General features: G+C 70.2%; 18 protein-coding genes. 6 read left to right on the top strand and 12 right to left on the bottom strand.

Annotated elements, in window-relative coordinates; all coding sequences use genetic code 11:
• Positions 1-8: 8 nt before the first annotated feature.
• The 4 genes from ACZZ9K_RS12865 to ACZZ9K_RS12850 all read right to left on the bottom strand — a co-directional run bounded on the left by ACZZ9K_RS12865 (position 9) and on the right by ACZZ9K_RS12850 (position 2,819).
• Positions 9-704 (bottom strand): SDR family oxidoreductase, encoded by a 696-nt coding sequence (locus ACZZ9K_RS12865; protein ID WP_463444236.1) that lies wholly within the window; start codon positions 702-704, stop codon positions 9-11.
• A gap of 10 nt (positions 705-714) precedes the next feature.
• On the bottom strand, positions 715-1,206 hold the full coding sequence (locus tag ACZZ9K_RS12860; protein WP_138802461.1) for a VTT domain-containing protein: 492 nt from the start codon (positions 1,204-1,206) through the stop codon (positions 715-717).
• Positions 1,207-1,267: 61 nt separating this feature from the next.
• Positions 1,268-2,299 (bottom strand): YihY/virulence factor BrkB family protein, encoded by a 1,032-nt coding sequence (locus ACZZ9K_RS12855; protein ID WP_463444235.1) that lies wholly within the window; start codon positions 2,297-2,299, stop codon positions 1,268-1,270.
• A 4-nt stretch (positions 2,300-2,303) separates the two neighbouring features.
• A complete protein-coding gene (locus tag ACZZ9K_RS12850; protein WP_111046213.1) occupies positions 2,304-2,819 on the bottom strand; it encodes a hypothetical protein in 516 nt (171 codons plus the stop codon).
• Between the two features lie 63 nt (positions 2,820-2,882).
• On the opposite strand from ACZZ9K_RS12850, the gene ACZZ9K_RS12845 reads away from it, so the two are divergent.
• Positions 2,883-3,623, top strand: coding sequence for an MBL fold metallo-hydrolase (locus tag ACZZ9K_RS12845; RefSeq protein ID WP_463444234.1), 741 nt, complete (start codon positions 2,883-2,885; stop codon positions 3,621-3,623).
• A gap of 193 nt (positions 3,624-3,816) precedes the next feature.
• Here the strand turns inward: ACZZ9K_RS12845 and ACZZ9K_RS12840 are convergent, their stop codons facing one another.
• From ACZZ9K_RS12840 to ACZZ9K_RS12810, 7 genes are all read right to left on the bottom strand, one after another.
• Positions 3,817-4,860, bottom strand: coding sequence for a Gfo/Idh/MocA family protein (locus tag ACZZ9K_RS12840; RefSeq protein WP_027464923.1), 1,044 nt, complete (start codon positions 4,858-4,860; stop codon positions 3,817-3,819).
• Between the two features lie 73 nt (positions 4,861-4,933).
• Entirely contained in the window at positions 4,934-5,860 is a 927-nt protein-coding gene (locus ACZZ9K_RS12835) for a prenyltransferase (RefSeq protein ID WP_071404934.1), read from the bottom strand.
• Entirely contained in the window at positions 5,857-6,288 is a 432-nt protein-coding gene (locus ACZZ9K_RS12830) for a lycopene cyclase domain-containing protein (protein WP_214561193.1), read from the bottom strand. Before ACZZ9K_RS12830 ends, ACZZ9K_RS12835 begins: the two co-directional genes overlap by 4 nt.
• Positions 6,285-6,617 (bottom strand): lycopene cyclase domain-containing protein, encoded by a 333-nt coding sequence (locus tag ACZZ9K_RS12825; RefSeq protein WP_027464925.1) that lies wholly within the window; start codon positions 6,615-6,617, stop codon positions 6,285-6,287. The genes ACZZ9K_RS12830 and ACZZ9K_RS12825 overlap by 4 nt, the downstream gene beginning before the upstream one ends.
• The gene (gene crtI, locus ACZZ9K_RS12820) at positions 6,617-8,257 is read right to left on the bottom strand and encodes a phytoene desaturase family protein (RefSeq protein ID WP_250897886.1); all 1,641 of its coding nucleotides are present in this window, start codon (positions 8,255-8,257) and stop codon (positions 6,617-6,619) included. Before crtI ends, ACZZ9K_RS12825 begins: the two co-directional genes overlap by 1 nt.
• The gene (locus ACZZ9K_RS12815; RefSeq protein WP_138802455.1) at positions 8,254-9,192 is read right to left on the bottom strand and encodes a phytoene/squalene synthase family protein; all 939 of its coding nucleotides are present in this window, start codon (positions 9,190-9,192) and stop codon (positions 8,254-8,256) included. The genes crtI and ACZZ9K_RS12815 overlap by 4 nt, the downstream gene beginning before the upstream one ends.
• Entirely contained in the window at positions 9,189-10,247 is a 1,059-nt protein-coding gene (locus ACZZ9K_RS12810) for a polyprenyl synthetase family protein (RefSeq protein ID WP_071246198.1), read from the bottom strand. Before ACZZ9K_RS12810 ends, ACZZ9K_RS12815 begins: the two co-directional genes overlap by 4 nt.
• Positions 10,248-10,268: 21 nt before the next feature.
• Here ACZZ9K_RS12810 and idi point away from each other — a divergent pair, with 21 nt between their 5' ends.
• A complete protein-coding gene (gene idi, locus ACZZ9K_RS12805) occupies positions 10,269-10,811 on the top strand; it encodes an isopentenyl-diphosphate Delta-isomerase (RefSeq protein WP_071246200.1) in 543 nt (180 codons plus the stop codon).
• A gap of 120 nt (positions 10,812-10,931) precedes the next feature.
• On the opposite strand, the gene ACZZ9K_RS12800 is transcribed toward idi, so the two are convergent.
• Entirely contained in the window at positions 10,932-11,795 is an 864-nt protein-coding gene (locus ACZZ9K_RS12800) for a hypothetical protein (protein ID WP_138802454.1), read from the bottom strand.
• Between the two features lie 327 nt (positions 11,796-12,122).
• Here ACZZ9K_RS12800 and ACZZ9K_RS12795 point away from each other — a divergent pair, with 327 nt between their 5' ends.
• From ACZZ9K_RS12795 to mmsB, 4 genes are all read left to right on the top strand, one after another.
• Entirely contained in the window at positions 12,123-13,172 is a 1,050-nt protein-coding gene (locus ACZZ9K_RS12795; protein WP_463444233.1) for a magnesium and cobalt transport protein CorA, read from the top strand.
• Positions 13,173-13,288: 116 nt separating this feature from the next.
• Positions 13,289-14,308, top strand: a complete 1,020-nt coding sequence (locus ACZZ9K_RS12790; protein WP_017886425.1) for a LacI family DNA-binding transcriptional regulator — start codon at positions 13,289-13,291, stop codon at positions 14,306-14,308.
• Between the two features lie 786 nt (positions 14,309-15,094).
• A complete protein-coding gene (mmsA, locus tag ACZZ9K_RS12785) occupies positions 15,095-16,618 on the top strand; it encodes a multiple monosaccharide ABC transporter ATP-binding protein (RefSeq protein ID WP_138803433.1) in 1,524 nt (507 codons plus the stop codon).
• Positions 16,615-17,907 (top strand): multiple monosaccharide ABC transporter permease, encoded by a 1,293-nt coding sequence (gene mmsB / locus ACZZ9K_RS12780; RefSeq protein ID WP_035807945.1) that lies wholly within the window; start codon positions 16,615-16,617, stop codon positions 17,905-17,907. The genes mmsA and mmsB overlap by 4 nt, the downstream gene beginning before the upstream one ends.
• Positions 17,908-17,962 lie beyond the last annotated feature (55 nt).

Raw genomic sequence — 17,962 nt, 5'->3', positions numbered from 1 at the left:
TCAGCGTGTCAGCGCCGTCGGGTCGGCCGGATCGCGAGCGACTCGACGGTGCCGCGCTCGGGCAGGTCGACGACGGTGCGGACCGCGGCGGCCACGTCCTCGGGCGCCAGGTAGTAGTCGGTGTCGTAGGACTCGCCGAGCTTCGCCACGAGCTGCCGCTGCATGTCCGAGTCGGTCCGGCCCGGGTGCACGCTCGACACCCGCACGCCGTTCGCCCGCTCCTCTTCGCGCAGGGCGTCTGCGAAGGCCCGCAGCGCGAACTTCGACGCCGCGTACACGCCACCGCCGGGGCCCGAGTGGAACCCGGAGCCGCTGTTGATCGGCACGACGATGCCCCGGGCCGCCCGCAGTGCCGGCAGCGCCAACCGGGTGAGCTCGGCGACCGCGAACACGTTCGTCGCGAAGACCTGCTCCCACACCGCGCGCGGGGTGTCGGCGACGGTGGTGCCCTGCTCGACGCCGGCCGAGTGCACGAGGACGTCGAGCCGATCGGGCAGCGCGGGGACCTCGCCCGCGCCCAGGTCGCCGACGAACGGTGCCGCGCTCGGCAGCTCCTGGACGAGGACGTCCACGGCGTCGGCGGACCGGCCGCCCACGAGCACGTGGTGGGTGCGGCCGAGGTCGGCGGCGATCGCGCGGCCGATGCCGCGGGTGGCTCCGGTCACCAGGGCGACCGGACGGTTCTGGAGCGGTTCTGTCGTCACGTGGGCCAGCCTACGGAAGCCGGGCCGGGCCTCCTGTGCGATCGCGGCGACGACGCAGGACCGTCAGCGCGACGCCGGCGACGACCACCAGGCCCACGAGCGCCGCGATGCCCCACGGCGAGCCGGCGAGCGCCGCGACGACCGCCCAGAACACGGCAAGCCCGACCGTCGCGTACAGGAACGCCCAGGCCACGCATCCCGGCACCATCGCGATCGTGTACCGCCACCAGGCGACCCGTGCCAGCCCCGCTGCGGCGTTCATCACCGTCTGCAGGCCGACCACGACGAAGCTCACCGTCACGACGGGCAACCCCCAGCGATCCAGCAGCGCCGAACCGCGACGGACCGGCGGCGAGCGCAGCCAGCCGCCCCACCGTGATCGGGACGCACCCGTCACCGCGAGCCGCGCGACCCAGTACGTGGCCTGCGCACGGCAGAACACGATCACGAAGAGCGCGAGGACGAGCCACCGGAACGGGAGCCCCTCGAGGAAGGACGGCACGCTCGCACCGTAGCGTCCCGACCCGGAGAGCGCCCGTCAGCGCCGATCAGACGCGCAACGCTCAGTCGTTGTCGACGCCCTGGCGGATGCGGATGCCCTCGAGCACGTCCTGCGCCCGCTTCTCGTCCTGCTTCTCGATCTGGCGGGTGTCGCGCTCGGGGAGCTGGATGTCCTCCTCCGCGCGGATGCCGGCCTGCAGTTCGCGACCCCGCTCGATCTCGGCGTCGAACTCGGCACCGAAGAGCAGGGCGTTGTTCGTGATCCAGATCCACAGCAGGAACACGATGACCCCACCCAGGGAGCCGTACGTGGCGTTGTAGTTCGAGAAGTTCCCGACGTAGAACCCGAATCCGACGCTGGCGATGATCCAGATGAGGATCGCCAGGATCGAGCCGCCGCTGACCCACCGGAACTTCGGCTGCTTGACGTTCGGCGACCAGTAGTAGAGCACTGCGACGACGATGATCGCGATGACGAGCAGGATCGGCCACTGCACGATGAGGAGCACGGTCGCGGCGACGTCGCCCAAGCCGATGACGTCGCCGAAGCTCCGAGCGAGTGGTCCGCTCACCAGGACCAGCAGACCGATCACGAGCAGGACGACGGTGGTCACCGTGACGCCGAGCATGGTCGGGCGGAGCTTCCAGATCGGCCGGCCCTCGCGGACGTTGTAGATCCGGTTCATGGCACGGCCGAACGCGCCCACGTAGCCGGAGGCCGACCAGAGGGCACCGACGACACCGACGATGAACGTGATCGGGGCGGCGGGCGAGCGGACGAGCCCCTCGAGCGGCTCCCTGATCAGGTCCACGACCTGGTCGGACCCGATGTTGCCGATGATCTGCAGCAGGGTCTTGATCGTGTTGTCGGCCTGTCCGACCAGGCCCAGCAGCGACACGACCGCCAGCAGCCCGGGGAACAACGCGAGCACCGAGTAGTACGTCAGGCTCGCCGCCAGGTCGGTGCACTGGTCGCTCGTGAACTCGCGCAGTGTCTTCTTCAGCGTGTAGACGAGCGTCGGCTTCTTGAGGTCGGTGGGGTCGTCGGGCTTCCGGGCGTCGTCCGGGTCCGGCTTGTGCTCTTCGTGCGCCATGTGCCTACCCTCTCGCCTTCACGGCCTGCTTCGACCGCTTGACCGCCTGCTTGCGGTTCTTGTTCGCCCGTCGCTGCACCGCCGCGATGCCGACCTGCTGCTTCACGCGGCCGCGGTGGGCCGGGTCACGCTCGAGGGCTTCCTCGGCCGCCTTGGCCCGCGCCTTCCGTCCCTTGCGACCTGCCTGCGCCTGCTCCTTCGCCGAGGGGGCGTCGCCTCGCGCGCCGAACGGCAGCAGCGCGGTGAAGGCCGAGTTCGCCGGGGGCTGAGCGAGGTGCCCAGCGGGCTTGTTCCGGAGCGCGATGCCGAGGACGATCGCCGCGACACCGGTCAGTCCGGTGATGCCCATCGCCACCAGCGGCGTGGGGTCGCGGTGCCACCGCTGCTTCGTCTTGGCGACCGCGAGCCGCGTCCGGGCGGGCAGGTCCGCGCGTCGCTTCAGCTCCGTCACGGTGTCCGTGATGCCCTCGCGGGTGCGCACGTTGGCGAGTTCGAGCTCGGGCAGACTGTCCTTGGCCATTCCCCATTTCGTACACGTCCCACCCGGGATCGTGCCCAGCAGGCCGCGTCTACCGTGCCGCACATGCTCTTCCGGGACGCCGCCGAGGGGATCCACCGCCTCGAGATCGCACACACCAACACCTACCTCGTCGAGACCGGCGATCGGTTGCTCGTCGTCGACGCCGGGTTGCCCGCCGCGTGGCCGCACCTGCAGCTCGCCGTGCACGACCTGGACTACACGCCCGACCAGGTCGAGGGGCTCCTGCTCACGCACGGGCACTTCGACCACGTCGGCACCGCCGCACGGATGCACCGCGACTGGGGCACGCCCGTGTTCGTCCACCCGGGCGATCGGCACCTCGCCGCGCACCCGTACTCGTACCGGCCGCAGACGAACCGCTTCGGGTTCGTCGCGCTCCACCCGGGTGGTCTGCGCCCCCTGGGCCGGATGCTGCTGGCCGGTGCGGTCACGGTCAACGGCATCGCGGACACCGAACCGCTGGAGAGCCGCGCCGACGTGCCGGGCAACCCCTGGATCATCGAGACCCCGGGGCACACCGACGGCCACGTGGCGCTGCACTTCGCCGACCGTGACGCCGTGATCGCCGGGGACGCGCTCGTCACCTTCGACCCGTACACGGGCGGGATCGGACCCCGGATCGTGGCACCCGCGGCGACCTCCGACGTCGCGACGGCGGTCGCGTCGCTCGACCGGCTCGCGGACACCGAGGCGAAGCACGTGCTGCCCGGCCACGGGCCGGGCTGGTCGCTCGGTGTGCGGCGGGCCGTCGCGCAGGCGCGGCGGGTGGCCGGCGCCGCCTGACGCGGCGACCAGCTCGCGAGTCCACGCGCTCAGCGACACCTCACGGGCGCTCCGACGCGTGGACTGTCGGTGGGCGCGAAACGTCGCCGTGGGGGCGTGCGCGAAACGTCGCCGACGCGGTGGGCGCGACCAGAGCCGGTCCGGAGGCGCGGTGCGGGCCCGCCCCGCGCCTCCGGGCCGTTGGTGGTCGCGGTCAGGACGGGACGACGACGTCCTCGGGCAGACCGGACGCCGCGGAGCGGCCGGCGGCCTCCATCAGCGCGAGGCTCCGCAGGTTGTCGCGGCCGCTCGTCTCGGGAGCGGGGCCGCCCTGCACCGAGCGGGCGAACGCCTGCAGCCCACCCTGGCGGTCGGTGTGCGCGAGCACGGGGAGCTCGACCGGCTCGGCGACGTCGTCCTGCGTGCGGCGGACGGTGACCCGGTCGCCGTCGACCGCGTTCGGCTCACCGTCGCGGCTCGTGAACCAGAGCTCGCCGTCCTCGCCCTCGATGCTCCACTCGCCGGCCCAGGCGGTGCGCGGGCCACGGCTCAGCCAGCTGCCGCGGTAGTTGACGACCGTGCCGCCGTCGAGCTCGATGATCATCGAGGCGACCGCTTCGTCCTGGTACTTGCTGTAGGCGGGGTAGCTGGCCTTGGCGAAGACGCGGACGGCCTCTTGCCCGGTGATCATCCGGAGCAGGTCGAAGTGGTGGATCGCCATGTCGTTGATCATCGCGTGCGGGAACCGGTAGTGCGGGTACGTCTCGGCGGGCTGGTCGTTGTCCCACTGGCGGAAGTCGACGTTGATCGCGGAGACCTCGCCGACGACGTCCGCCTCGAGCATCTCCTGCACCACCCGCGGCGCCGGGTACCAGCGGTAGTTCTGGCTGACCTGCAGCACCAGGCCGAGCTCCTCGGCGCGACGGACCGCGGTGACGGCCTCGTCGGTGGTGTTGGCGAACGGCTTCTCGACCAGGACGTGCTTGCCGGCGTCGAGGGCCTCGAGCGCGAGGGGCACGTGCGTCACGGCGGGGGCGGTGATGACGACGGCGTCGGCCTCGACCGCGGCGAGCGCCTCGGTCAGGGACCCGAACGCCGCGGAGGCCGGGAGCCCGAGGTCGGTCCGCACGGCCTCGAGCGTCGGCGCCGACGGGTCGACGATCCCGACCACCTGCACTTCCGACACCTCTGGGATGGCGGTGCGGGCCCAGTTGCCGCCCCACCCTCCGAGACCGACGTGGATGATCCGGACGCTCATGCGTGCACTCCTTCGTGGCTGCCGTCGTGGCTGGTGTCGCACCACGGACGCCGCGGTGCGTGCGTCCAGTCTGTCAGTGCGTGAAGGCGTACGCGATGAGGGCCATCGTCACGATGAAGCCCGCCAGGTAGTTGATCCAGAGGAACCGCTTCCACCCGGCGTTCGCAGCCTCGGCACCCTGGTCCGTGATGTTCCACCACGGCAGCACGTTGAGCGCGTACGGGATGACGACGATCGCGGCGATCGGGCCCGGGAACGCCGAGAACAGCAGCGCGACCCCGGCGACCAGGTAGGCGACGAAGGCCAGGCGGACGGTGGCCCGGGCACCGATCACGGTCGCGACGGAGCCGATGCCGCCGGCACGGTCCGCCAGGACGTCCTGCACGGCACCGAACGCGTGCGAGGCCACACCCCACAGGAAGAACGCGATGCAGACGGCGACGAGTTCCCCGGTCCAGTGCGGGCCGGCCAGGGCGAGGCCGTAGATCGCCGGTGAGACGAAGTGGGTGCTCGACGTGAGCGAGTCGAGGAACGGCTTCTCCTTGAACCGCAGCCCCGGTGCCGAGTACGCGATCACCGCGAACACGCTGATCGCCAGGACGAGCCACGACCACGGCCCGTTGCCGCTGACGGCGCCGAGCACCACGAGCGCGACGAGGAAGGGGACGTTCGTGACGACGACGGCCCAGAGCGTGGTGCGGTGGACGCTCTTGTCGAGCAGGGCGCCCTCGACACCGCCCTTGCGCGGGTTGCGCAGGTCGGACTCGTAGTCGAAGACGTCGTTGATGCCGTACATCGCCAGGTTGTAGGGCACCAGGAAGTACACGACACCGACCAGGAACGCGACGAGCGAGAACCCGCCGCCGCCCTCGACGCCGACCCCGCTGCCGAGCAGGTACGCGGCGCCGAACGGGTAGGCGGTGTTCACCCAGCTGATCGGGCGTGACGACACGAACAGGGCGCGCAGGGTCGACGGCCGGGAGGCGGTGCTGGCGTTCACTTCATGTCCTCTGCTGGTGCTGGCTCCGCTGGTGCTGGGGTCGGGTCGGGCGCGGGGCGCGCGCCGGTCCGGTCGCGTGCGCCCGTCCGGTCGAACAGGACCCACAGGCTGGGCAGCAGCACGATGGCGGACATCGCGTAGGCGAGGTCCTCGACCGGGATCGCACCGATCTTCGCACCGCTGATGAGCGAGGGGTCGTAGGCGACGATCCGCAGCGTGACGATGACGTTGTCGAACACCATCGTCATCACCAGCAGCGCGATGCCGGCGATCACGGACGTGAGCACCGCGACCCGGCGCCCGAGGGCCGGCCGTCGCCCCGCCGCGCGGGCCCGGCGAGCGGCGACGACGCCGGCGACCACGGCCACGACGGCCGTCACGCCGAAGAACGGCAGGGCCAGGAGCGCGTACGCCCCGGTGCCGTTCACGCACGCCGCCGATCGGTCGCCCGCTGCACCAGGGGCCGGACGAAGCCGACGAGGTCCATCGTCGAGTAGCAGAGCAGCAGCAGGAAGAAGAGCTCCTCGAGCGGGACCTCGGGCGCCAGGAGCACCCCGGTGAGCAGGTTCTGCGGCCCGATGAAGAAGATCCCGGCAGCGACACCGGCGACGTCCCACACCATGAAGAACGCGACACCGACGACCATCACGGCCGCCGCCCGCCACGGTGCCCGCCAGAAGAACAGCCGGAAGCGGGCGTCCAGCACGGTCATGCCGACCAGGGACACCACCAGGCCGGCGAGGTAGACCCCGGGCATCAGGCGGTCTCGGTCCGGTCCCGCGGAGCCCCGAGGGGCGTCGGCAGCGGCTCGGTGCTCCGGTCGCCGTGGATGCGCTTGAGCAGGACCTCGGCGCTGATCAGGCACATCGGCAGACCGATCCCCGGGATCGTCGAGGCTCCGACGTAGTACAGCCCCTCGACCTTCTTCGACGCGTTCTTCTCGCGGAAGAACGCGCTCTGCTTCAGGGTGTGCGCCGGGCCGAGCATCGAGCCGTTCCAGGCGTTCAGGTCGTCGGCGAAGTCGCGCGGCCCGATCGTCCGTCGGACCCGGATGCGGTCGCGCAGGTCCGGCACCCCGGCGCGCTCGGCCAGCACGTCGATGGCACGGTCCGCGATCTGCTCGACCTGGTAGTCACCGGCACCGTCGATGCCGCCCTTGCCGATCGACAGGTCGGCGGGCAGGGGCACCAGGATGAACAGGTTGCTGGTGCCGGGCGGGGAGACGCTCGGGTCGGTCTCCGAGGGGGCGCAGACGTAGATCGAGGCGGGGTCCGGCACGTGCCGGTCGTCCCCGAAGATCGCGCCGAAGTTCGCCTTCCAGTCCGCGGTGAACATCAGGGTGTGGTGCAGCAGGCCCGGCGTCGGACCGTCGATGCCGAGGTACACGAGCACCGCGCTCGGGCCCGGGTCGCGCTTCTTCCAGTGGTCGGCACCGTGGGTGCGGTGCTCGCGGTCGAGCAGCTGCATCTCGGTGTGCTGCATGTCGGCAGCGCTGACCACGAGGTCGGCGGGGGCCGTGTGCTGCACGCCGTCGCGGTCGCGGTGGACGACTCCGGTGGCGACGCCGTCCTCGACGACGATCCGTTCGACCTTCGCACCGGCGATGATCTTCGCGCCCTCGGCCCGGGCGACCCGCTCGACGGCGGAGATCACCTCGGTGATGCCGCCCTTCGGGTAGAGCACGCCGTCGGCCAGGTCGAGGTGGCTCATCAGGTGGTACATGCTCGGTGCCGCGTACGGGCTCGTGCCGAGGAACACCGCCGGGTAGCCGAGGATCTGCCACAGGCGACGGTCGCGCACCGCGGTCTCGGCGAAGGTGGAGAGCGGCTCGAGCAGCAGGCGCGCGAGCTTGGGCAGGCGCCGCAGGACGTCGGGTGCGGCGAGCTTCGTGAGGTCCTGGAAGCTCGTGTAGAGGAACCGGCGCACGGCCATCGTGTAGGTGTCCTCGGCCGACGCGAGGTACTTCCGCATCCGCTCGCCGGCACCGGGCTCGATGGACTCGAACAAGGCGATGTTGGCCTCGGCGTCGGCCCGCAGGTCGATCGGCTCGTCGTGGCCCTCGCTGTAGACGCGGTAACCGGGGTCGAGCTTCACCAGGTCGAGTTCGGCCTCGGCCGACGTCCCGAGCAGCTGGAAGAAGTGGTCGAAGACCTCGGGCATGAGGTACCACGACGGCCCGGTGTCGAACCGGAACCCGTCCTGCTCCCACGAGCCGGCACGGCCGCCGAGCTGCGTGCGCTGCTCGAGCACCGTCACCGAGAAGCCGTCGCGTGCGAGCAGCGCCGCGGCCGCCAGGCCGCTGATGCCGCCGCCGATGACGACGGCGCGGCGTGCGGGCACCTTGCGCCGGGTGGTGGTGGCGACCGTTGTCGGTCGGGAGGCGCGGGGCGGGGTCATGAGGAGCCTCCCGGCCGGTGGGTGGTGCCGCGCGACCGGAGCGGTGCGCGTCCGGCGAGGACCTGCGCCGCGAGGCGGACCTTCACCGGGTTGGGGACGCGCACGCGCGTCGTGACGAGGCGGCTCGCCGGCGTGCGCGCGAGTCGGTCGTTGAGTTCCTGGAACAGTGCGTGTGCGAGTCCGACCGCGTTGCGGGCGTCGGCCGGCAGCAGCCGGATCGTCCGCGCGGCGTGGTCGAGGTCGGCCTGCACGTCGGCGACCAGGCGGTCCTTCGTGGCCTCGTCGAAGGACCGGATGTCGACGCCCGGGAAGTACGAGCGACCGAGCACCTCGAAGTCGGCGTGCAGGTCACGCAGGAAGTTCACCTTCTGGAACGCGGCACCGAGCGCACGCGCCCCGGCGACGAGTTCGGCCTGGTCGAACGTCGGCCGACCGGCCCGGTACACGAACGCGCGCAGGCACATCAGGCCGACGACCTCGGCGGAGCCGTACACGTACGCGTCGAACGAGGCGTCGTCGTGCTCGGTGCGGTCGAGGTCCATGCGCATCGAGGCGAAGAACGGGGCGGTGAGCTCGGCGCCGAAGCCGGTGGCGCGGGCGGTCCGGGCGAAGGCGTGGACGACGGGGTTCACCGAGAAGCCGAGCGCGATGGCCCGTTCGGTGTCGGCCTCGAGCTCGTCGAGCACCGTCCGGGCGAGCTCCCGGTCGAGCCCGGCCTCGGTCGCGGGGCCGTCGACGACCTCGTCGGCGACGCGGACCAGCGCGTAGACGTTCCGGATGTGCTCGCGCGTGTCGCGGGCGAGCATCCGGCTCGCCAGGCCGAACGACGTGGAGTACCGGTCGATGACGACACCCGACGCGGCCTCGGCCGTGGCGTCGTACAGCTGGAGGCGAGCCGGACGGGATCCGGTCGCCGTGGTGGTGCTGTGGGTCACCGGGCGCGCTCCACGAGTTCGGTCACGAGGGCCTCCAGGCGGTCGGCGAGGTCGTACGGCAGCCGGGCGAGCTCGGCCCGGGCGAGTGCGGTGTGGTCGGCGACGCGTTCTTCCGCGGCACCGCGCGCACCGCAGGAGACCAGGGTCGCACGGACCTCGTCCGCACGGGCCTCGGTCAGGTCCGGGTCGCCCAGGTACGGCTCGAGGTCCGGCCAGCAGTCCGTGGTCGCCGCGTAGGCGATGAGCATCGTGCGCTTGCCCTCGCGCAGGTCGCCCAGCACGGTCTTGCCGGTCATGGTCTCGTCGCCGAAGACCCCGAGCAGGTCGTCGACGATCTGGTACGCGATGCCGATCTCGCGGCCGAAGGCACCGAGGGCGGTGACGATCTCCTCGTCGGCGCCGGCCAGCACGGCCCCGGACTGCAGCGGAGCCTCGAACGAGTACACGCTCGTCTTCGCCCGCTCCATCGCCAGGACCTCGTCCACCGTCGGCATCACGCCGAGCGCCAGGTCGACGTCGGTCATCTCACCGGCAGCGCTCGCGAACACGGCCTCGTCGAACAGTTCGAGCAGTCGCTCGCGCCGGGTGCCGTCGACGCCCGCGGCCTCGATGAAGCGGGGCGCCCCGGCGAGCGCCAGGTCACCGGCGATCACGGCGGCGCTCATCCCCCGGTGCTCGGCGGTCGGCAGCGGCAGGCCGCCCGTCGTCCCGTTGTCGCGGAACGACCCGGCGACGTTCGGCTGCCCGCGGCGCGACCAGTCACGGTCGATGACGTCGTCGTGCACCACGAGTGCGGTGTGCAGGAGTTCGTACGCCGCTGCGACGTTGGCGGCAGCGTGCGCGTCGGTGCCGCCCATGCCGGCGTACGCGGTCATGACCATGCGGGGGCGGAAGCGCTTGCCGCCCATGCTCGCCTTGCGGAGCACGCGCCACAGTTCTTCCGACGGTCGGCCGTAGCGCTCGGCGCGCGCCGACGACACGGCGAAGAAGCGCTCGAGGCAGTCGTCGACGAGCGCGAGGTCGATGTGCGGCACGGTGGTCGCTTCCTCGCTCATTGGCCTAACCTATCGACACAGATGAACGCTTTCCCTGAATCCGTGGTGCTCCTGGCCGACGACCGTACCCCGATCGGCACGGCGGACAAGTTCACGGTGCACACAGCCCACACGCCCCTGCACCTGGCGTTCTCGTGCCACGTCCGGAACACCGACGGCGACGTCCTGGTGACCCGACGAGCACTGTCGAAGAAGACCTGGCCGGGGGTGTGGACGAACACCTTCTGCGGCCACCCCGGTCCGGACGAGTCCTTCGAGGACGCCATCGCCCGTCGGGCCTCCCGCGAGCTCGGCATCACCGTGCGCGACGTCGAGGTCGTGCTGCCGGAGTTCCGGTACCGCGCGGTCGACGCCTCGGGCATCGTGGAGAACGAGGTCTGCCCCGTCTTCCGTGCCGTGACCGACGACACCCCGGCTCCCGCGGACGACGAGGTCGCCGAGTGGGCATGGGTGTCCGAGGACTCTCTCAGGCAGGCCGTCGCCGGCGCGCCGTTCGCCTGGAGCCCGTGGCTCGGGTGGCAGCTCGCCGAGCTCGAGACCGCTGGGCTGCACGTCACTCGCTGACGCGCCTGCGCCTGCGCCTGCCGCTGTGCGGTTGCACCCTGCCGGCGCTTTGCTCATGCACGAGGTCGTTGGGGCCTGACAGGTGCGCAAGCGGCACCTGCCAGGCCACGGCCTGTCCGCTCAGGACCAGGCGTTCGACACGCACTTCGCGATGGTGCCCGTCGTGAAGCCCGCCGCCGCGGCGAGACACGGAGCGCACAGCACCATGGTCGCGCAGGCTGCGCCACACGCGACGCCGAGGACTGCGATCACCGCCCAACTGATCCCGATGCTGTTGAGGCAGTTGTTCAGCCGCTTCCAATCGAGGCCGTACGTCCCGATCGACGACGCCCGCTCCGCGTCGGATCCCTGCGTGAGGTCCACGTTCTTGGTCAGCTGACCGTCCTGCCACATGGCGAAGTGCACCACGGTGGTCGACGTCATGGCGGATGCCATCTCGGTGATCGCCGTCTCACCGTCCACGGTCACGAACGAGAGCTTCGTCATCTCCGGCACGTCGGTCCCGAGCAGCGGGACCGACACGACGTCCGCGCCCTCGTACGAGTACGCGGACGCACCGGCCCAGTCGGGTTCCAGCCCCGAACGCACGGAGTACCCCGTCTCCCGAGCCGCCGAGACCGCACTCGAGCCCCGGCTGCCGCCCTCGGCTCGGAGCTGAGACGCGAGCTGGATGAGGCGTCCTGTGCCGGAGGGGTCCGTGGCCGTCACGGCACTCGACGCATCGGCCCGTGTCGGCGCAACGACGCCGACGAGCGCGATCGCCGCAGTGGCCGCGGCGACGAACGCCACCCCCGACAGTGCCAGTGTCCTCGTCCGGCGCCGCCGCCTTGGTCGTATTGCGCGCATCCACGCCGTGGTGACCCCGGCGGCACCCAGGAGCCACCACACGACAGCGACGTCGCGGAATCCCGGGGCGAACGACAGGGCGATGCACCCGACTGACGCGACGATGATGCCGACGGTGGGCGATTGCTTCTTGACCATGACACTCCTTCGTGTTCGCATCCAGTGTTCTGGATATCAGGACATTAGCGTCCTCCCTGGTGTGCAGCAAGGGTCGTCGCGGCCATGTGGAACGTGGTGGTCGGTGTTGTCCGACCCGCGCCGCAGGCGTACGCTCGACCGTGTGCAGCGCTCTGGGCGCCGCACGACGAGACGAGAAGGGCAGGTGAGGCGCGATGTCGGGTGACCATCCTCGATCGGGCCGGCCGCCCGTGTCGGTCGTCGCGCCCGCTCGCTGACCCTGCCCCGCCCCGGATCGCCTCCGGGGCGCCATCGCGCCCGCCTGCTCCCCACCGAAGGAGCACGCACATGGCACTGATCGACAACGCGATCTACGTCCGGGGACGCCGCGTGGAGTCTCCGTCGACCCTGTCGCGCCCGGCTCGTGGCGACCTGACGTGGATCGGGCTGCTCCGGCCCGACCCGCACGAGCTCGAGGCCGTCGCCACCGAGTTCGACCTGCACGAGAACGCCGTCGAGGACGCCCGCAAGGGACACCAGCGCGCCAAGCTCGAGCGCTACGGCGACACCCTGTTCCTGGTGCTCCGGCCGGCCTGGTTCGACCCGTCCGAGGGCACCGTGGAGTTCGGCGAGGTGCACCTGTTCGTCGGCGACCACTTCGTCGTGAGCGTCCGGCACGCCGCCCGACCCGACCTGGCGGTGCTGCGGGCGCAGGTCGAGGCGGACCCGGAGTTCCTGGCGAAGGGGTCGGAGGCGGTGACCGCGGCCGTGCTCGACGAGGTCGTGGACGGCTACGGCCCCGTCGTCCAGGTGCTGCAGGAGCAGATCGACGCCATCGAGGACCAGCTGTTCGCCGGGCAGGTCGACCCCGGGGTCTCGAAGCGCATCTACCAGCTGCTCAGCGAGGTCCTGGCGTTCCAGCGGGCCACCACCCCGGTGCCGGCGATGGTCACGGGGCTGCTCCGCGGTGCGGACAAGTACGGCGTGGACGACGACGTGCAGCACCGGCTCCGCAACGTGCACGACCACGCGCTCCGTGTCACCGAGCGGGTCGACTCGTTCCGCGCCCTGCTCGAGAACGCCCTGACCCTGCACGCCACCCTGGTGTCGCAGGAGCAGAACGAGGCGATGCGCCGGATGACCAGCGCGAGCCTGGCCCAGGGTGAGGAGAGCCGGCAACTCGCCCGGGCAGCACACCGCCAGGGCGAGGAGGTCAAGAAGATCTCGTCGTGGGCGGCGATCCTGTTCGCGCCCGGCCTGATAGCCGGTGTGTACGGGATGAACTTCGACCACATGCCCGAGCTGCACTGGCACTACGGCTACCCGGTCGCGATCCTCGCCATGCTCCTGCTGATGGGCGTGCTCTGGGCGATCTTCCGCAAGCGCAACTGGCTCTGAGCGGACGGTGGATCGATGCACAGGTGGCGTCGATCCGTCGGACGTGCATAATGATCTGGCCCGGATGTGAACGTGCACATCGATGTGCCACGACACCCGGGCGGAAACGAGCAGCAATGGCGTCATCGCGGACACAGCAACCGCGTTCGCCCAGCATCCGTGACGTCGCACGGATCGCGGGCGTCTCGCACCAGACCGTCTCGCGGGTGCTGAACAACTCGGATGCGATCCGGGCCGAGACACGCGACAAGGTCCTGGCGGCCATGGAGCAGCTGCAGTACCGGCCGAACCGGGCCGCACGCGCCCTGGTCACGAGCCGGACCCACACGATCGGCGTCCTGACGGCCCGCCGCGCCCACTACGGTCCCGCCGTGGCACTACAGGCGATCGAGGACGCCGCGATGCTCCGCGGCTACTCGGTCACGACGGCGAACATCGCCGAGGCGACCGATGCCGCCGTGCGTGAAGGACTCGGGCACCTGCTCGACCTCGACGTCGAGGGCATCGTCGTCATCGCACCCCAGCAGCGGGTCTTCGACCTGATCGCGGAGCTCGGCATCCGCACTCCCTACGTCACCATGCGCGCGAGCGTCGGCGAGGACCCGACGGCCCTGTGGGTGGACCAGATGGAGGGCGCACGACTCGCGACCGCACACCTGCTCGACCTGGGGCACGAGTACGTGCGGCACATCGCCGGACCGCAGGACTGGATCGAGGCCGACGCCCGCATGCAGGGGTTCCTGCGTGAGATGTCCGACCGCGACATGGCCGTCGCGCCGCCGATCCTGGGCGACTGGACCGCCGACTTCGGCTACCACGCCGGCCGTGAGCTGCTGCGGTGGCGGGACTGCACCGCGATCTTCTGCTCGAACGACCAGATGGCGCTCGGCGTGATGCACGCGGCACGCTCGTACGGGCTCGACGTCCCGGGCGATCTGTCCGTGGTCGGCTACGACGACATCCCGGAGGCGAAGCACTTCTGGCCGCCGCTCACCACGGTGCAGGTCGACTTCGCCGAGCTCGGGCGTCGCTGCGTGGACCTGCTGCTGCCGAGTGAGGGCGAACTGCTCCGCCCGATCGACATCGTCCCGCAGCTGGTCGTGCGCGCCTCCACCAGCGCACCCCGCACGCGCTGACGAACCTCGGGCAGCGCCACGCCCCGAGTACCTGCCACGAACGGGCATCCCTGTCACGAACTTCTGCCCAGGTACGCCCGGAACCACCGGGTACGCCCGAAGACACCAGGCACGCCCGGAACCACTCGGCCGCCGCGGAGTACCTGCCACGAACGGGCATACCTGCCACGAAGTTTCGACCAGGTACGCCCGAAGACACCAGGTACGCCCGGAACAACCAGGTACGCCCGAAACCACCCGGCCGCCCCGCAGTACCTGCTACGAACGGGCATACCTGCCAAGAAGTTCCGACCAGGTACGCCCGGAAGCACCAGCCACGCGCGGGACCGCAGGGCGGCGGCGCACCGGCGAGCGCGGCTCCGGACGCGACCACGAAGCGGACGGGAGGCCCGTGGCCGGCCCGCCACGGGCCTCCCGTCCGCGCATGCGGAACCACGCAACGAAACGCCCGCTCCCGGGGCCCCTGGCCCCAACCCGGGGGACGTTCCCTCCGGATCACGCACGCCGTTACGAAAACGCGACCAATCCGAATTGACAGCCGCACCGAGGCTGTGCGTAAATTGCCTCCGTCCAGCCGATGTGACCGTTCACATGAGCGTCACACCGAGCCGGATCCGGACGCGACAACGAAGTCCACACAGGCCCCCTGTGCTTTCGCTGCCGCAGCAGAACCACCCGAACACACTGCCGCACCGAAGCGGCAGAAGGAGATGCACTGTGGCGTCAACCCCGATCGACACCGGCCTCGAGACCCGGTCGATCACCGCACCCGAGACGATCCTCGAGATGCGCTCGATCACCAAGGAGTTCCCTGGTGTGAAGGCGCTGGCCGACGTCTCCCTCAGCGTCCGTGCCGGCGAGATCCACGCGATCTGCGGCGAGAACGGCGCCGGCAAGTCGACCCTGATGAAGGTCCTGTCGGGCGTCTACCCGTACGGCACCTACAGCGGCGAGATCGTCTACGAGGGCGAAGAAGTCCGCTTCTCGAACATCAAGCAGTCCGAGCAGGCCGGCATCGTCATCATCCACCAGGAGCTGGCGCTCATCCCGGAGCTCTCGATCACCGAGAACCTGTTCCTGGGCAACGAGCCGAGCCGCGGTGGCGTCATCAACTGGACCGCCGCGCAGCTCCGTGCGCAGGACCTGCTCGCCCGCGTCGGCCTGGCCGACGACCCGGACACGCAGATCAAGAACCTCGGTGTCGGCAAGCAGCAGCTCGTCGAGATCGCGAAGGCCCTGCACAAGGACGTCAAGCTCCTGATCCTCGACGAGCCGACCGCCGCGCTCAACGAGAACGACTCGCAGCACCTGCTCGACCTGATCGTCGGGCTGAAGGCCAAGGGCATCGCGAGCATCATCATCAGCCACAAGCTCAACGAGATCGAGCAGATCGCCGACGAGATCACGATCATCCGCGACGGCAAGGCCATCGAAACGCTCAACGTCAAGGCGGACGGCGTCAACGAGGACCGCATCATCCGCGGCATGGTCGGCCGCTCGCTCGAGTCGCGCTTCCCCGACCGCACCCCGAAGATCGGCGAGACCTTCTTCGAGGTCCGCAACTGGACCGTGCAGCACCCGGTCGACTCGTCGCGTCTGGTCTGCAAGGCCTCGAACTTCCACGTCCGCCGCGGTGAGATCGTCGGCTTCGCCGGCCTGATGGGCGCCGGACGCACCGAGCTCGCGATGAGCCTGTTCGGTCGCTCGTACGGCACCTGGCTCGACGGCCAGATCATCAAGGACGGCCGCGAGATCAAGGTCACGAACGTCCAGCAGGCGATCGAGAACGGCCTCGGCTACGTCTCCGAGGACCGCAAGGCGCTCGGCCTGAACCTGCTCGACACCGTGAAGCGCTCGACGGTCGCCGCCGACCTGCGGAAGATCTCGAAGGCCGGTGTCGTCGACTCGCTCGAGGAGTACTCGGTCGCCGAGAAGTACCGCAAGATGCTCCGCACGAAGGTGCCGAGCGTCGAGGACAACGTCGGCAAGCTGTCCGGTGGCAACCAGCAGAAGGTCGTCCTGTCCAAGTGGATGTTCACGGACCCGGACATCCTGATCCTCGACGAGCCCACCCGCGGCATCGACGTGGGCGCCAAGTTCGAGATCTACGGGATCATCCAGCAGCTCGCCGCCGAGGGGAAGGGCATCATCCTCATCTCGTCCGAGCTCCCCGAACTCCTCGGTCTCTCCGACCGGATCTACACCATCTTCGAGGGCCAGATCACCGCTGACCTCCCGGCCGACCAGGCCGATCCCGAATCGCTCATGCGCAGCATGACCTCCGCGCGGAAGGGCGCCACCGCCTCATGAACAACCTGAAACTGCTCTTCGGCAAGGGCAACAGCATCGGCCAGTACGGCATGATCATCGCGCTCATCGTGCTGCTGATCTTCTTCTCGATCACGACGAACGGGCTCATCCTCGAGCCGACCAACGTCATCAACCTGTTCCTGCAGTACTCCTACATCCTGATCCTGGCGCTCGGCATGGTCATGGTCATCATCGCGGGGCACATCGACCTGTCGGTGGGGTCGGTCGCAGCGGTCGTCGGCATCGTCGTGGCGCAGTCCATGGCCGTGTGGGACTTCCCGGTGTGGGCCGCCATCATCCTGGGTCTCGCGTGCGGTGCCCTGATCGGTGCGTGGCAGGGCTTCTGGGTCGCGTTCGTGAAGGTCCCGGCCTTCATCGTGACGCTGGCCGGTCAGCTCATCTTCCGTGGTGTGAACCAGATCATCGGCAACTCGACGTCGGTCCCCGTCCCGGACGCCTTCACCCCGATCGGCGCCGGCTTCCTCGGTGACTTCGGCCCCGACTTCGGCTTCAGCAACGGCACGCTGCTCATCGGCCTCGTCACGATCCTCGCGCTCATCATCATCGAGGCCCGTGGCCGTGCCCGCCGTCGGAAGATGCAGGCCGAGGTCCCGCCGCTGTGGGTCTCGATCGTCCGCACCGGCATCCTGGTCGCCGTCACGCTCGTCGCCACGTACCTGTTCGGCGCCGGTCCGGTCGGCACCTCGGTCCCGATCGTCGCGATCATCCTCGGTGTCCTGACCATCGTCTACGGCTTCGTCACGAAGAACACGATCTTCGGTCGCCAGGTCTACGCCGTCGGTGGCAACGCCAACGCAGCCGTCCTGTCCGGCGTCTCGGCGCGGCGGGTCAACTTCTTCGTCATGATGAACATGTCGGTCCTCGCCGCGATCGCCGGCATGGTGTTCGTCGCCTACTCCGGCGCCTCGGGCCCCGCGGACGGCACCGGCTGGGAGCTCGACGCGATCGCCGCCGTGTTCGTCGGTGGAGCGGCGGTCGCCGGTGGTGTCGGCACGATCTCCGGCTCGATCATCGGTGGTCTCGTGATGGCGTTGCTGTCGAACGGTCTGCAGCTCATGGGCCTCGAGTCCAACCAGGTGCAGATCATCCGCGGCCTGGTCCTGCTCGTCGCCGTCGCCTTCGACGTCTACTCGAAGTCGCAGGGACGCCCGTCGCTGATCGGCGGCATGATGCGGCAGTTCCAGCGGAAGGACACCGAGCAGAACACGGTGGCCGCCCAGCAGCCGCGGTCCATCGAGGACCAGCCGGACAAGATCACCCTCCCCTAGTTCACCCCTCCCCACAGCGGGGCTCCGGCCCCACACCTCCTCAACGAAGAGAAAG

Source organism: Curtobacterium sp. AC268 (assembly GCF_979258745.1).
Note: the sequence above shows the minus strand (reverse complement) of the source record. Positions and strands in the feature narration are given on the sequence as shown.

Excerpts from the sequence above, each read along its gene's own strand:
- ACZZ9K_RS12855 (WP_463444235.1), bottom strand. The coding sequence starts at position 2,299 with ATGGCGCACGAAGAGCACAAGCCGGACCCGGACGACGCCCGGAAGCCC.
- ACZZ9K_RS12850 (WP_111046213.1), bottom strand. The coding sequence starts at position 2,819 with ATGGCCAAGGACAGTCTGCCCGAGCTCGAACTCGCCAACGTGCGCACC.
- ACZZ9K_RS12845 (WP_463444234.1), top strand. The coding sequence starts at position 2,883 with ATGCTCTTCCGGGACGCCGCCGAGGGGATCCACCGCCTCGAGATCGCA.
- ACZZ9K_RS12840 (WP_027464923.1), bottom strand. The coding sequence starts at position 4,860 with ATGAGCGTCCGGATCATCCACGTCGGTCTCGGAGGGTGGGGCGGCAAC.
- ACZZ9K_RS12825 (WP_027464925.1), bottom strand. The coding sequence starts at position 6,617 with ATGCCCGGGGTCTACCTCGCCGGCCTGGTGGTGTCCCTGGTCGGCATG.
- crtI (WP_250897886.1), bottom strand. The coding sequence starts at position 8,257 with ATGACCCCGCCCCGCGCCTCCCGACCGACAACGGTCGCCACCACCACC.
- ACZZ9K_RS12810 (WP_071246198.1), bottom strand. The coding sequence starts at position 10,247 with ATGAGCGAGGAAGCGACCACCGTGCCGCACATCGACCTCGCGCTCGTC.
- idi (WP_071246200.1), top strand. The coding sequence starts at position 10,269 with ATGAACGCTTTCCCTGAATCCGTGGTGCTCCTGGCCGACGACCGTACC.
- ACZZ9K_RS12800 (WP_138802454.1), bottom strand. The coding sequence starts at position 11,795 with ATGGTCAAGAAGCAATCGCCCACCGTCGGCATCATCGTCGCGTCAGTC.
- ACZZ9K_RS12795 (WP_463444233.1), top strand. The coding sequence starts at position 12,123 with ATGGCACTGATCGACAACGCGATCTACGTCCGGGGACGCCGCGTGGAG.
- ACZZ9K_RS12790 (WP_017886425.1), top strand. The coding sequence starts at position 13,289 with ATGGCGTCATCGCGGACACAGCAACCGCGTTCGCCCAGCATCCGTGAC.
- mmsA (WP_138803433.1), top strand. The coding sequence starts at position 15,095 with ATGCGCTCGATCACCAAGGAGTTCCCTGGTGTGAAGGCGCTGGCCGAC.
- mmsB (WP_035807945.1), top strand. The coding sequence starts at position 16,615 with ATGAACAACCTGAAACTGCTCTTCGGCAAGGGCAACAGCATCGGCCAG.